Origin of the sequence: Rhodococcus sp. OAS809, from assembly GCF_040546695.1 — a bacterium.
Lineage (GTDB): Bacteria > Actinomycetota > Actinomycetes > Mycobacteriales > Mycobacteriaceae > Rhodococcus_F > Rhodococcus_F qingshengii.
Window position 1 is genome coordinate 1887094 of the sequence record NZ_JBEPOI010000002.1, and the last position, 13203, is coordinate 1900296.

Here is a 13203-nt window from a genome sequence, read left to right on the forward strand (position 1 = left end):
CTCAGTCGGTACCGAGCGGATCGATGGTCAGGGCGAGCGTCGCGATCAGCACACCCATAACGCCCATCGCCGCAGTGTCGAAGACCCTTCCACGCACCGCGAGCAACCCCACACGGTTCTCGGGAACGAACCACCGAGCGGCAGCTCCGATGATGACGGCAACACCGAAGACGAGGGCGCCGCGGCGCCACCGGTCGGCCAGCACGAGAACCACGGCCGCCGCGATCACGGCGAGGACCGCGAGCATGGGCAGATTCTTCTTCGCGAGGCCGACCAGTGAGGACATCGGACTCAGACTCCGGCCAGAACCCGCTCGGCGCGCTCGACCACGTTGGTGATCAGGAACGCGCGGGTCAGCGGTCCGACACCACCGGGGTTGGGTGAGACGAAGCCGGCGACCTCGTTGACGTCGGCTGCGACGTCGCCGCGCAGGCCGTCGTCGGTGCGACTGACGCCGACGTCGAGGACCGCTGCCCCGGGCTTGACCATGTCTGCGGTGATGAGGCCGGGAACGCCGGCGGCAGCGACGATGATGTCGGAGCGGCGAACCTCGGCCGCGAGATCGCCGGTACCGGTGTGGCAGAGCGTGACCGTCGCGTTCTCGCTACGACGCGTCAGCAGCAATCCGATCGGGCGACCGACTGTGACGCCTCGTCCGACTACCACCACGTGTGCGCCCGCAATAGGGACCTCGTAGCGGCGCAGGAGATGCAGGATTCCACGCGGGGTGCACGGCAGCGGGGCTTCCTTGCCCAACACCAGTCGACCGAGGTTGACCGGGTGCAAGCCGTCGGCGTCCTTGTCGGGGTCGATGCGCTCGAGGGCTGCGTTCTCGTCAAGGTGCTTGGGAAGCGGCAACTGCACGATGTAGCCGGTGCACTCGGGATTGGCATTGAGCTCGTCGATCGTCGCGTTGAGCTGCTCCTGCGTGATGTCGGCAGGCAGGTCGCGTCGCAAAGAATTGATACCGACCTTGGCGCAGTCGTTGTGCTTGCCGCGCACGTAAGCCGCGGATCCGGGGTCGTCGCCCACCAGGATGGTGCCCAAGCCGGGTGTGATGCCCTCTGCCTTCAGAGCGCTCACCCGCACCTTCAGGTCTTCGAAGATTTCGTCGCGGGTAGCTTTGCCGTCGAGGATCGTTGCAGTCACGGCGACCATTGTTCCAGGTTAGGGTCGATGAGTGACAACGGCTCCGGAACTACGCGGCCCGAGGGTGCTCCTCTCCCCCGTCGCGCCCGATCATCACGCCCGTCTGCGGGCAATTCACCTGCACCCGGACGTCGTGCACTGGTGGCAAAATCCCGACGACGACTGGCCTGCAGCGCCGGAGGCTGGCACCACGCGCTACAGCATCTTCCACGGCGACCACCTGATCGGCTTCATCCAGTGGTATGAGGCGGAGGACAACCCCGACTTCCGCCACGCCGGGCTCGACTTGTTCCTCGATCCTGACTTCCACGGCCGAGGGTTCGGTCGCGAATCGATTCGCGTGCTGTGTGCCCACCTGATCGACGACCTCGCATTCCACCGTCTGGTCATCGACCCGGAGGTCGACAACTCCGTCGCCATCGCGTGCTACCGATCGGTGGGGTTCAAAGACGTCGGGGTGATGCGCGAGTATTCGCGAGATCGCCATGGTGTGTGGAAGGACGGACTGCTGATGGATCTGCTCGCACGGGAATTCATCCGCTGATCGACTGGGACGAGTTCGAAAGGACCGACATCATGTTGCTGGACAAGGAATTCACGGCCACCCTGCAGAAGAGCGACGCCAAGGGCGGGTGGACTTATGTGATCTGGCCGGAGTCCGCCGAGTTCTTCGGCACCCGCGGCCTGGTCAAGGTACGCGGGACGATCGACGGACATCCGTTCCAGAGTTCGTTCATGGCGTTGGGAGACGGTAACCACAAGCTGCCGGTCAAAGCCGATCTTCGCAAAGCCATCGGCAAGGAGACCGGCGAGCTGGTGACGGTGCGCCTCGAGGAGCGCTTGGAGAGCTAGGCGCTGCTACTTCATGTCGACGACAAGACCGTGCGCCGACGCGTACGCCACCGCCTGCATCAACTCGATCTGCGCGTTTCCGACGGACGCGGACGTCCACAGGCTCGGATCGATCCGTGCACCGCGCAGGTCTGCACCTTCGAGTTTGAGTCCACCCGTACGAGCACCGGACAGATCCGCCGACGCCAGCACCGCGCCCCGCATGTCGGCCCGAACCAGGTTCGCTTCACGGAAGCGGCATGAGGTGAAGTCGATCTTTCTCAGGTCCGCCCCGCCGAGTGAGGTCAACGAGAAGTCGACTTCGTCGAGCGTCAACGGCCGGATGCGGCAACCGTCGAACGCCGACCCGAGCAGACTGCAGTTTCGGAACGTGCTGTGCCACAGGCTAGTCCGGGCAAAATTGCACGAGCGGAACGCAGTTCCCGTGTGCACGGACTCCCCCAGATCGGTGCCGGTGAAATCACAATCCGTGAACACCACCGACTCCGTCGTGAGTCCGGTGAGGTCGGCGTCTCGGAAATTGCAGTTGGTGAAAGTGCGCTGACGCCACTTCTGCCCGGCCAGCCGCGCGTCTGAATAGTCTTCGCCGACGACATCGTCGGATTCTTCGGGGAGCATGCCGTCCATACTGCCCCGCCGCACCGACACCGGTTCGATCGCCTAGGTCTCGCAGGCCACGCCGTCACCGTCACGATCAAGCTTGGACGAATAGCCGGGATCGCCGCGGTAGATCGGGGCAGCACCGGCCGCTCGCACGGCTGCACAGTTGGCGTAATACACCCCCGCGTCGGGCACCTTGGCCGGCGGCGGAACGTACGCCGGTTCTGTTGTCTTCGGCGGTGTGTACGCAGGAGCGGGCGGAACATACGGCGTAGTCGTGGTCTCCGGGACCTGCGGAACCAGCGGCACGATTGCCACGGTGGTTGTCGTCGGTGGCGGCACGATCGTTGTCGTCGTCGGCAAGAGGGACGAAGTCGTGGTCTTCGTCGTCGACGGGACCGTGCTTTTGGTTGTCGTCGCTGCAGCTGTCGTCGAAGAGGTCGCAGCAGGCGTCGTCGATTCTTCCGACTTGCCCGCTCCCGTCGCCGCGGCGATGGCAACCAGCCCCACGACTGCCGCGCCGGCGATCCACGGCCACTTACGCCGCGTCTTGCCTTCCTCGGCGTTAGTGTCCGGCACCGCCGATCCGGGTGCGCCGAAGACCTGCGTGGGAGTGCCGAAAGCCTGAGTGGGTGCGTCGACGCCCTTGGGCCGTGTCTGCGCGGTCCACTGCTGACCGTCCCAGTAACGGTCGATCGTGGGGTCGAAGGGGTCGGGGTTCCAACCGGCGGGAGGGTTCATCAAAATGTCCGTTCTGCGTAGAGTGCCGGAAATAGATTCGCACGGACTGGCCGGTTTGTTACCAATTCGCCCACACTTCCCGACCGGGTCTTCTCACGGACGTGGTCACCGATACGTCGCCCGGTACAGTTCCTCGAGTGTTCCGAGTGATGTTCCACGAGCCCCGCATCCCACCCAACACCGGAAACGCGATCCGCATGGTCGCAGGCACCGGTTGCGAACTCCACCTGGTCGGCCCTCTCGGGTTCGACTTGTCGGAGCCGAAGCTCAAGCGCGCAGGCTTGGACTACCACGACCTGGCGACTGTCACGGTCCACGAAAACCTGACCGCTGCCTGGGAAGCCGTCACCCCCGCTCGCGTGTTCGCCTTCACCGCGCACGCGACCACGTCGTATGCCGATATCGCCTACCAACCCGGCGACGTCCTGCTGTTCGGGCCCGAACCCACCGGACTGTCCGAAGAAGTATTGGCGGACGAACACGTCACCGAGCGCCTGCGTATCCCGATGCTGCCCGGACGCCGGTCCCTCAACCTGTCCAACGCTGCCGCCCTCGTCACGTACGAGGCCTGGCGTCAGCACGGGTTCAAGGGCGCTGTCTGATCGACGTCAGTAGACGTCCCGGACATAGCGCTTCTCCGCCGAAAGAGCCTTCACGTATGCCTCGGCACTGCGAGGAGCCAGTTTTCCGTGTTGAGCGACCACCCCGTTGAGGGCACTGTCGACGTCCTTGGCCATCCGGTTGGCATCGCCGCAGACGTAGAAGTGCGCTCCCTTCTGCAACCACTCCCACAGCAGCGCACCCCGCTCACGCATCCGGTCCTGCACGTAGACCTTGTCGGCTTGATCCCGGGAAAACGCGAGGTCGAGTTCGGTGAGGAATCCGTCTTTCCGCAATTCTTCGATTTCTTCGCGGTAGTAGAAGTCGGTCGCGGCGTGCTGTTCTCCGAAGAACAGCCAGTTCGGGCCCGTGTGCCCCAATGCCCGCCGCTCATGCAGGAAGGCACGGAACGGTGCAATGCCGGTCCCCGGACCGACCATGATCATCGGGGTCTCGGGATCGGAAGGTGGCCGGAAGTGGGTCGACTTCTGCACGTAGATACCGATGTCGTCATCGTGAGCGTGGTCGGCGAGGTAAGTCGAGCACACTCCACGCCGTGGGACACCCGCAACGTTGTATCGCACCGCGGACACCGTCAACTGCACTTCGCGTGGGTTCTCCTTCGGACTGGAAGATATCGAATACAGCCGCGGCTGAATCGGTTTGAGCAGCGAGAGCCATTCGTCTGTCGAGGCACGAACGGGCGACTGCGCGAGAATGTCGACGGACTGTCGTCCCCACGACCAGTCTTTGAACGTGGAGACATTCTCCGGCTTCAACAACTCGGCCAGGTCCGAATCGCGGGTTCGTTGATGCACGAATCGAATCATGTCGGTCGAGATTCGAGTGATCTCCAGGCGCTCGGTGAGCGCGGTACGCAGCGTCATTTCCCCGTACTGCCCCAGTTCGACGGTCTCGTCACCGTCGAGGCCAGTAAGGGTGAGCCACTCGTCGACAAACGGAGAGCTGTTTCGGGGCCAGACTCCGAGAGCGTCGCCGGCTTCGTAACTGACCGTGTCACCGGGAAGGTGAAAGCCCAACTGCCGCACGTCTTTGGAAGAACCCGGACGGTTGAGCACGACATTGCGCGTCAAGGCTGTGGTCAGTGGCGCCTTCTTGTTGTATCGCAGCGGCGGCGACATCGCCGGTGAAATCGGCGCGGCTGCAACGGTTGTCCCAGAATTCTTCTTTGCAACGAGGACGTCGGTCGTCTCGCCGGCCACCGAGCTCCGAAGCTCAGCCGTGACCGCCTCCAGCCATCCAGCAGCGGTGTCCTCGAAATCGGGCTCGCAGTCGGCGCGATCGACGATACGACTGGCTCCCAGTTCGGCAAGGCGGGCGTCGAGCTTTCGTCCGTGTCCACAGAAGTCGGCATAGTTCGAGTCGCCGAAAGCGATGACTGCATAACGTGTCTCGGACATGCGGGGCGCCGTGTCAGCAGACAACGCATCCCAGAAACCGCTGCCGTTGTCCGGGGATTCGCCGTCACCGGAGGTACTGGTGATCAGCAGGACCTCTCTGGTAGCTGCCAGGTCGGCGGCGGGGAACTCGTCCATCGCGTGCATCACCACGGGTAAGCCGATTCCCCCGAGACGAGTGGCGCACTCAGCAGCGAATTCTTCCGCGTTTCCGGTCTGCGATGCCCAGAGCACCACGATCGGCGCGCGCTCGGATCCAATACTCGGACTCGATGACAACGCAAGCCCGTCGGTGTCAGGAAGTGAGATCCGCGAGTACAGGCCGGCCAGAACACCGTCGACCCACATCCGCTTTTCGGCATCGAAGGGTGCCGTCGACGGCAAGGTAGGTACCCCGGCAGTGCGATCGGCGTCCGCACGCAACGCAGCGAGAAGGCCGGCCAGGTAGCTCTGCTGGAGCGGATCGAATACCACTGCAGGTGTTCCTGTTTGACCGAGGACGCCCGCGAGGACATCGGTTCGCGACAAAAGCCCGATCAGCTGGCGCGGGAGCCACCAGCGCCGCCTCGGCGAGCACTGTTTCAGGTGTGTTCACGGCGACCTTCGTCATCGTGACAGCGCAGGCTTTGAACTCCGGTTGCTGCGAGGCAGGGTCGATGGCGTCGTTGGTGACGGCGTTGATGGACAGATATTCACCGAAGGCGTCGTTCCAGTGAAATGGGGCAAAGCAGTTCCCCGGACGCACTCGGTCGGTGACAACAGCCGGAAGCACAGCGCGACCGCGACGTGAGGCAACCTCGATCGCATCCTGGTCGACGATGCCGAGCCTGGCGGCGTCGTCGGGATGGATCTCGACGAAGGGACCTGGGTTGAGCTTGTTCAACTTGGCCACCTTGCCGGTCTTGGTCATGGTGTGCCACTGGTGCGCGAGACGACCGGTGTTGAGCAGGAAGGGGTAGTCGTCGTCGGGCATTTCGGCGGGAAGCATGTGCGGCCGTGCGAAGAACATCGCACGGCCAGTAGCGGTGGGAAATGCGAGCCGCGGAGTGCTGCCGTCATCGCGGATCAGGAGCCTTTGACTGACACCGTCATTGACGTATCGGATGGGATGACGGTCCTGATCACTGTCTGGCGGGCATGGCCACTGGATCGATGTCTTGCGGAGGCGCTCGTAGGTGACGCCGCGTAAGTCGTAGCCGGTCTTCGGATTCCAGAACTGCTTGATCTCTTCGAACACCTCTTCGGCACAGGTGTAGGTGAACGCTTCGGCGTACCCCATCTCGCAGGCGATCCGGGCGATGATCTGCCAATCAGGCAGCGCCTGCCCAACCGGATCCAGTGCCTGCTGAAAGAGCGTCAGGTTGCGTTCGGAATTGATCATCACTCCGTCGGACTCTGTCCACAGCGAAGCAGGCAGCAGAACATCGGCGTATTCGTTGGTCTCGGTGCCCAGGAAAGCATCCTGGGTGATGACGAGGTGGGCCTTCTCCAAGCCGTCGATGACGGTCTTGCGGTTGGCTACCGTCGCAACGGGATTGGTGCAGATGATCCAGCACGCTTTGATGTCGCCCGCCGCCATTCGGGAGAACATGTCAATGGTGCCACCGCCGATGTCGGTGCGCAGCGAGCCCTGCGGGATCCCCCATCGGTCCTCGACGAAGTCGCGATCGGCGTCGACCATCACGGCACGCTGGCCGGGCAAACCTGGCCCCATGTAGCCCATTTCACGCCCACCCATGGCGTTCGGCTGACCGGTCAACGAGAACGGACCGCTGCCGGGCTTGCAGATCGCACCGGTCGCAAGGTGAAGGTTGCAGATGGCGTTGGTGTTCCACGTGCCGTGGGTGCTCTGGTTCAAACCCATTGTCCAACAGCTCATCCAGTTTGCAGCCTCACCGATCCACTGCGCTGCAGTGCGGATGTCGGCCTCGGGGATACCGGTGATCTCGCTGACCTTCGCAGGCGTGTACTCCGCGAGGAAACTGGGCATGACCTCCCAGCCTTCGGTGAAGTCGGCGATGAAGTCCGGATCTGTGTGGCCGTTCACGACGAGCAGGTGGAGTAGTCCGTTGAGTAGCGCGAGATCGGTGCCGGGAGCGATCTGCAGGAACAAGTTCGCCTTGTCGGCGGTGGCGGTGCGTCGAGGATCGACGACGATCAGCTTCGCGCCTGCCTTGATCCGCTCCTGCACCCGCAGAAAAAGGATCGGATGGCAGTCCGCCATGTTCGCGCCGGTCACGAAGAACACGTCGGCGTGTTCGAAGTCCTGATAGGAACCGGGCGGTCCGTCGGCCCCGAGTGACTGCTTGTAGCCGGTGCCGGCACTCGCCATGCACAAACGGGAATTCGATTCGATCTGATTGGTCCCGATGAAGCCCTTGGCCAGTTTGTTCGACAGGTACTGAGCTTCGAGTGACATCTGCCCGGACACGTACAACGCAAACGCGTCGGGACCGTGCTCGTCGATTATTGCCCGCAGGCGCTGGGCGGTGTCAGTGATGACTGCGGCCATGTCCGCCGCTTCGATCGCATCACCTCGGCGCGGACGGCGATATGCAGATTCCATGCGCCCCGGGCCGGCGAGCATGTCTGCGGTCGTGGTGCCTTTGGTGCACAGACGCCCGAAGTTGGTGGGATGTGTCTTCAGACCGGAAGACTTCGCAGCCTTCCGACGACCCGTCTCGGGATCGGTGATGATGTCGAGGACAAGACCACAGCCCACCCCGCAGTATGCGCAGAGTGTGTCGACACTGGTGGTGGTGAGTTGAGCGCCCATCGATTCATGCATCCCTTCGACCGAGGATCAAGGTCGACTTCTATCTTCGGATGCAGTTGTTTCGGGAGTTCATGCTCGATGTTGCGTATCAATCACTCTTTCCTCACCGCGCCCTTCGGACCGATGTGCGGTCCCGGGACCGGCGGTCGTCGACGGGCAGCTGTACGCGAATGCCCAGTTCTACGCTCTGCCGCCGAATCGAGCGATGTAGTGCCAAACCTTCTTGACGTCCTGCGGATCGAAGGATGCACCCCGTGCGAGCCCCAGTACGGCAGGCGTCAGCCGCCTGCCGTGCGCAATTTCTCGGGCAAGGTCGATCACGGCCGCTCCCCGGTATTCGGGATGTTCGGCTATCTCGTCGACATCGACCGCGTATCCCTCGTGCCACAGCACCGGGCACGTGAGCGAGTGGGCGATCTCTTCGATCCGTGTGCCCCGGTAACTCGGATCCAGAACGAGCGCCTCGACGTCCGTTCCGATGTCGACGGCGCCGTGGACGTGCGCCTCGATGTAGTGGTCGAGCGGATCGTCGAGCTCGGCAGCCCGTGCGGCGTCGACCAAGCTCATCGCTTCGGCCGTTCCGAAATGATCAGGCTCGAAGACGCTGTCCGGAAAGCAGAAGGTGGTGCGGTCGAGTGTGTGCTCGGCAAGCCGGAAGTAGGACGAGCCGAACCGAGGGGATGCCCCGTAGGGATCGGAGCGATAGTTCAACGATCCGTACTTCGGCCGTTCCGAGGGCTCTCGCTCGTCGTAAGCTCCGCCGAATATCCGACTCTCCCAACGCCAACGATCGCCGCCGTGATGCGCCGTCAGTCCGCCGTTGCTCGTTCGAGTCTCGAACTGGGTCACATAGGTGCCTTGACGTGCGATCGAGGCCAGTGTCAGACCACGTTCAGACGGGAGGTCCGGATGAAAGTGCAACGTCACCCGGTGATTTCGATCCAACGGGCCGCCCTTCGAGAGACCGCTCACGTGCGCAATCGCGGCAGACCAGGGAGTGGAATCAACAGGCATTCGCCCATTATCCGGATTTGGAAGCAGCGCCGGTGAAGAAATCGACCAGTGAATACGGTGTGCCTTCACCGAGGCAGAGATCAAGGATCACGTGCGAGTCCGCGGCCTCGGATGCGCTGCGCACGAACATCGCTTCTTCGTACTCGGCGAGTGCCCCTTCGATGCCGTCGGGGTGCGTGGCGATCGCCTTTCCCAGTTCGGCGCCGTCGAACATGGCCAAGTTCGCACCCTCACCGGACGGGGCCATCAGGTGCGCCGCGTCACCGAGGAGCGTCACCCCAGGCACGCGATCCCATCGGTGCTCGTCGGGAAGTGCATGGATCGCGCGCGGAATCGGAGCGGTTTCGCCATCGGTGATCAGCGCCGTGAGTTCCGGTGCCCAACCGTCGAACTCGGCCGCGACCCGCGCTGTCGCAGCGGCGGCGTCGGTGAAATCGATACCGGCAAACCACTCCGCCGGACGGTTCAGCTGAACGTAGGTGTGCACGATGTCTCCCGCCTCTCGATGCGCGGCGATCGCTTTTCCTGGTGCGGGCGCGTACATCGCCCCGTCCCCGACGGCTTCGGCTGCAGCCGAATGCTTCTCGTCGACGTCGTAGAGGTAGGTCTCGACGAACGTAGTGCCGACGTATTCCGGCTTCGCATCGGAGAGCAGCGGCCGGATCTTCGACCAGGCACCGTCTGCACCGACGAGAAGGTCGGTGGTCACTGTCGAACCGTCGACGAAGGTCAACTCGTGGCGATCATCTCCGAGCGAGCGCACAGTGTCGACTTTGCGTCCCCATTCGATCGTGTAGTCCGGAAGGGAATCAATCAGGATTCGACGGAGGTCGCCGCGCAGCACCTCGGGACGTGTTCCCGTGCCGTCGTCGGGTTCGTCGAGGAGCACGGCGGCGTGTTGATCGAGTACGCGCGACGCGGCGCCGCCCGCGTGGATGATCGCGCGGAACTCGTCGGTAAGGCCGGCAGCGTCGAGCGCGGCCTGACCGTTGTGTTCGTGGATGTCGAGTTGACCGCCCTGCGTGCGAGCTTCTGCCGACAGTTCCGCCTCGTAGATCTTCGACCGAATTCCATGAACGTGAAGGACACGCGCGAGGGTCAGACCGCCGAGGCCCGCCCCGATGATCGTTATCGAGTTGCTCATGTTTGTTTCCTTTCAGGCTTCGATTGGAACGTCGTTCCAATGACATCTTGGAACGGCGTTCCAGATATGTCAAGATGGTTCGCATGGCGACCAGGAATCAGCGGACCGAACGACGTACGGATGCGCTCTCGAAGGAGCGAATCGTCGAGGCTGCGATCGAGATCCTCGACGACGAGGGCGAAGCCGCGCTGACATTTCGCGCACTCTCCGCACGCCTGGCAACAGGTAGCGGGGCGATTTACTGGCACGTTGCCAACAAGAGCGAACTGCTCGCCGCGGCGACCGACGACGTCATCGCCCGCGTGACAACCGGTGCAACCGAAGGCGCAGCCCCACGGGAGGCGATCCGGACCATCACCCTCGGCGTGTTCGACGCGATCGACGCCCACCCCTGGGTCGGCACCCAACTCTCACGTGAACCGTGGCAATCAGCGGTGATGCAGATCTTCGAAAGTCTCGGCGAGCAACTCCAGGCGCTCGGCGTTCCCCAACCGGCGCAGTTCGACTGCGCGTCCGCACTCCTGAATTACGTGCTCGGCCTCGCCGGGCAGTATGCCGCGGGGGCCCGCCTCCTCCCCCGCGAGACAGATCGGTCCGCTTTCCTCGCGGGCGTCGCCACGCGGTGGGAAGAACTCGATTCCGCTAAGTACCCGTTCCTCAATCAGGTGACGGCGCAGTTGCGCGACCACGACGACCGAGAACAGTTTCTGGCAGGCATCAACCTCATCCTCGCGGGGATCGACACCGTCCGATAGCGGCCGTAGCCGTCAGCGTGAATGAACAGCGGTGTTGGAACCGAGCGCTATGTCGAGGAAATCTCTTGCCGCACCGCGCAATCCGCGATCGGGATCCCAGACGGCTTGGAGTCGACGCGGCATCCGCAAGCCGTCGACGTTGACCGCGACCAGTCGGCCGTCCGTCAGGTCGGCGGCAACTGCCAGCGACGACAGAACAGCCGGGGCGTTGCCTGCCACCACCGCAGCCTTGACAGCGGTACACGAGGTGAGCTCGAGCAACGGCGGCACACAATCGGGAACAGCATTCTCGAGTGTCAGACGCGTGCCGGACCCTGATTCTCGCTGAATGAGCGGTGTGCGCGCGAGTTCCTCGACCGGAACGGGCACACCGTTCGCCCAGTCGTGCCCCGGCGGCACAACCACGACGAGGTGATCACGCGCTACTTCGCACGACGCGAGCGCCGACGGCACATCCGGCCCTTCGACAAATCCGATATCGGCCTGGCCGGCTTGAACTTGAGCAGAGACGTCCGAGGAATTGTGCAAGCTCACCGACGCCACGACGTTGGGGAACTTGTGCCGCATCGCGACCGTCCATCCGGGAACCAGATACTCGGCGATGGTCATGCTGGCGGCAACCGTGACGGCAGCATCACGTTCACCGCGAAGTGCGGCAACTCCCGATGCCATTTCCTCGGCACTGACGAGGATGTGACTTGCCCACTCGAGAATCAGACCGCCCTCGGCGGTGGGACGAACACCGGTCGCCGCTCGATCGAACACCTTGATTCCGAGTTGGCGTTCGACCGAACGCACCCGGGCGCTGACCGCCTGCTGACTGAGTCCGTGCTCCCGGCCGGCAGCACCCATGCTGCCCAGACGCCCTACGGAAAGGAGGACGTCGAGGGCACTGAGTTCCGGCACCCGAGGAGACAACGACATAGTCCCAAGATTAGACCCACAAGGCGAGTTTGTGGGCATTCAAGAACAACCGGTCTACCGGTACGGACCGGATGAGACGACAGTGAAATACATGACCACCACAACGAGTTCCACCTTCGCCCACATCACTCCGAACTGGTTCGCGGCAGCGATGGGAACGGGAATCGTGTCGGTGGCCGCCGCTTCGCTCGAACCGGAGATCGAGGGCTTGAAACTGGTCTCCGAGATCTTCTGGGTTCTGGCGGTTCTCGTACTGTGCGCCTTGATCGGAGCATTTGCCACCCATTGGTCACAACATCGATGTCAGGCCCTCGCCTACCTGCACAGCCCCGCGATGTTCCCCTTCTACGGCGCCGTCGCAATGGCACTGCTGACCGTGGGATCCGCAACCGGCATCACCGGCCCGGACTTCCTCGGCCACGACGTGGCGATCACCGTGTCGCTGACACTGTGGACACTCGGCACGGCACTCGGCCTGGTCACCTACGTCGTGATGATGATTCGACTCGTTCGAGATGCCGGGATGGCGACGGCAATGCCGTTCTGGCTCATGCCCGTCGTACCTCCGATGGTCTCGGCCACCACCGGCGCAGCGGTCAGCACCCACATGCCCGAAGGCGCTCCACGCATCGCGGTACTGGTTTTCTGCTACATCCTGTTCGCTCTGGCGCTGACCGCCGCCATCGGCATTCTGGTAGCCGTCGCCAGGCAGTTCGCACGCAACCGTTCGGCCGGCGTCGACGTGATCCCGTTCAATGCCATTCCCTCACTGTGGATTCCGTTGGGCGTGATCGGACAGTCGATCGCGGCATCCAACCTGTTGGCCGCCGCCTCACGGCATGCACTCAGCCCCGAGCATGCCGACACCCTGCACGAATTCGGGATCGCCTACGGAACCGTCGTCGGAATCATCGGCGTGATCGCGTTTGTCACCGTCACCGTCGTCACCATCCACGCACTGCGCCGCGGCTTGGACTTCTCGCTCGGCTGGTGGAGCTTCACCTTCCCCATCGGAGCATGTGCCGTCGGAGCGAATGCCTTCGGAGTCGCCACCGGTTCCACCCTGATCCTGGGAATCGCACTTGCCCTGCTGACCGTACTGATCCCCATCTGGGCAACCGTCGCGGTCAGGACCGTCCGGTCGATCCGCAGTGGAGTTCTACCGGCGGCTGCATGAATTCGCACCGATGAGTTTTGGCTCGCCGTACGGTCTGTACTCACGTAGACCAT

Annotated in this window: 12 protein-coding genes and 1 pseudogene; 5 read left to right on the forward strand and 8 right to left on the reverse strand. The window is 63.3% G+C overall.

Annotated elements, in window-relative coordinates; genetic code table 11:
- Position 1 precedes the first annotated feature (1 nt).
- Together ABIE52_RS11730 and ABIE52_RS11735 are read right to left on the reverse strand one after the other, a co-directional pair.
- Positions 2–286 (reverse strand): DUF3017 domain-containing protein, encoded by a 285-nt coding sequence (locus ABIE52_RS11730; RefSeq protein ID WP_003940740.1) that lies wholly within the window; start codon positions 284–286, stop codon positions 2–4.
- A gap of 5 nt (positions 287–291) precedes the next feature.
- The gene (locus tag ABIE52_RS11735) at positions 292–1149 is read right to left on the reverse strand and encodes a bifunctional methylenetetrahydrofolate dehydrogenase/methenyltetrahydrofolate cyclohydrolase (protein ID WP_192712572.1); all 858 of its coding nucleotides are present in this window, start codon (positions 1147–1149) and stop codon (positions 292–294) included.
- 31 nt (positions 1150–1180) lie between these two features.
- Between ABIE52_RS11735 and ABIE52_RS11740 the strand changes: the two genes are divergently transcribed.
- Positions 1181–1693: a GNAT family N-acetyltransferase gene (locus ABIE52_RS11740; protein WP_063836256.1), complete on the forward strand. Its 513-nt coding sequence runs from the start codon at positions 1181–1183 to the stop codon at positions 1691–1693.
- A gap of 32 nt (positions 1694–1725) precedes the next feature.
- Entirely contained in the window at positions 1726–2001 is a 276-nt protein-coding gene (locus ABIE52_RS11745; protein WP_007727403.1) for a DUF1905 domain-containing protein, read from the forward strand.
- Positions 2002–2007: 6 nt separating this feature from the next.
- Here ABIE52_RS11745 and ABIE52_RS11750 read toward each other — a convergent pair whose 3' ends face one another.
- Both ABIE52_RS11750 and ABIE52_RS11755 read right to left on the reverse strand, forming a co-directional pair.
- Complete coding sequence (locus tag ABIE52_RS11750; protein ID WP_007727404.1) at positions 2008–2628, reverse strand: pentapeptide repeat-containing protein; 621 nt, start codon at positions 2626–2628, stop codon at positions 2008–2010.
- 33 nt (positions 2629–2661) lie between these two features.
- Complete coding sequence (locus ABIE52_RS11755; RefSeq protein WP_042923481.1) at positions 2662–3342, reverse strand: excalibur calcium-binding domain-containing protein; 681 nt, start codon at positions 3340–3342, stop codon at positions 2662–2664.
- A 137-nt stretch (positions 3343–3479) separates the two neighbouring features.
- Here ABIE52_RS11755 and ABIE52_RS11760 point away from each other — a divergent pair, with 137 nt between their 5' ends.
- Positions 3480–3944 (forward strand): tRNA (cytidine(34)-2'-O)-methyltransferase, encoded by a 465-nt coding sequence (locus ABIE52_RS11760; RefSeq protein WP_007727408.1) that lies wholly within the window; start codon positions 3480–3482, stop codon positions 3942–3944.
- A 6-nt stretch (positions 3945–3950) separates the two neighbouring features.
- Here ABIE52_RS11760 and ABIE52_RS11765 read toward each other — a convergent pair.
- The 3 genes and pseudogenes from ABIE52_RS11765 to ABIE52_RS11775 form a co-directional block, all read right to left on the reverse strand.
- Positions 3951–8136, reverse strand: a pseudogene (locus ABIE52_RS11765) (bifunctional nitrate reductase/sulfite reductase flavoprotein subunit alpha).
- Between the two features lie 180 nt (positions 8137–8316).
- Positions 8317–9150, reverse strand: a complete 834-nt coding sequence (locus tag ABIE52_RS11770; protein WP_192712574.1) for a DUF3626 domain-containing protein — start codon at positions 9148–9150, stop codon at positions 8317–8319.
- Positions 9151–9157: 7 nt separating this feature from the next.
- On the reverse strand, positions 9158–10294 hold the full coding sequence (locus ABIE52_RS11775) for an FAD-dependent oxidoreductase (RefSeq protein WP_192712575.1): 1137 nt from the start codon (positions 10292–10294) through the stop codon (positions 9158–9160).
- Between the two features lie 74 nt (positions 10295–10368).
- Between ABIE52_RS11775 and ABIE52_RS11780 the strand changes: the two genes are divergently transcribed.
- On the forward strand, positions 10369–11049 hold the full coding sequence (locus ABIE52_RS11780) for a TetR/AcrR family transcriptional regulator (protein WP_192712604.1): 681 nt from the start codon (positions 10369–10371) through the stop codon (positions 11047–11049).
- 12 nt (positions 11050–11061) lie between these two features.
- Here ABIE52_RS11780 and ABIE52_RS11785 read toward each other — a convergent pair whose 3' ends face one another.
- Positions 11062–11973 carry a LysR family transcriptional regulator gene (locus tag ABIE52_RS11785; RefSeq protein WP_030535095.1) on the reverse strand — a complete coding sequence of 304 codons (912 nt, stop codon included), beginning with the start codon at positions 11971–11973 and terminating at the stop codon, positions 11062–11064.
- A gap of 91 nt (positions 11974–12064) precedes the next feature.
- Here ABIE52_RS11785 and ABIE52_RS11790 point away from each other — a divergent pair, with 91 nt between their 5' ends.
- A complete protein-coding gene (locus ABIE52_RS11790) occupies positions 12065–13150 on the forward strand; it encodes a TDT family transporter (RefSeq protein WP_042449826.1) in 1086 nt (361 codons plus the stop codon).
- Positions 13151–13203: the final 53 nt, after the last annotated feature.

Coding starts and splice junctions, on each gene's coding strand:
- ABIE52_RS11730 (WP_003940740.1), bottom strand. CDS start 286: ATGTCCTCACTGGTCGGCCTCGCGAAGAAGAATCTGCCCATGCTCGCG.
- ABIE52_RS11745 (WP_007727403.1), top strand. CDS start 1,726: ATGTTGCTGGACAAGGAATTCACGGCCACCCTGCAGAAGAGCGACGCC.
- ABIE52_RS11750 (WP_007727404.1), bottom strand. CDS start 2,628: ATGGACGGCATGCTCCCCGAAGAATCCGACGATGTCGTCGGCGAAGAC.
- ABIE52_RS11755 (WP_042923481.1), bottom strand. CDS start 3,342: ATGAACCCTCCCGCCGGTTGGAACCCCGACCCCTTCGACCCCACGATC.
- ABIE52_RS11770 (WP_192712574.1), bottom strand. CDS start 9,150: ATGCCTGTTGATTCCACTCCCTGGTCTGCCGCGATTGCGCACGTGAGC.
- ABIE52_RS11775 (WP_192712575.1), bottom strand. CDS start 10,294: ATGAGCAACTCGATAACGATCATCGGGGCGGGCCTCGGCGGTCTGACC.
- ABIE52_RS11780 (WP_192712604.1), top strand. CDS start 10,369: ATGGTTCGCATGGCGACCAGGAATCAGCGGACCGAACGACGTACGGAT.
- ABIE52_RS11785 (WP_030535095.1), bottom strand. CDS start 11,973: ATGTCGTTGTCTCCTCGGGTGCCGGAACTCAGTGCCCTCGACGTCCTC.
- ABIE52_RS11790 (WP_042449826.1), top strand. CDS start 12,065: ATGACCACCACAACGAGTTCCACCTTCGCCCACATCACTCCGAACTGG.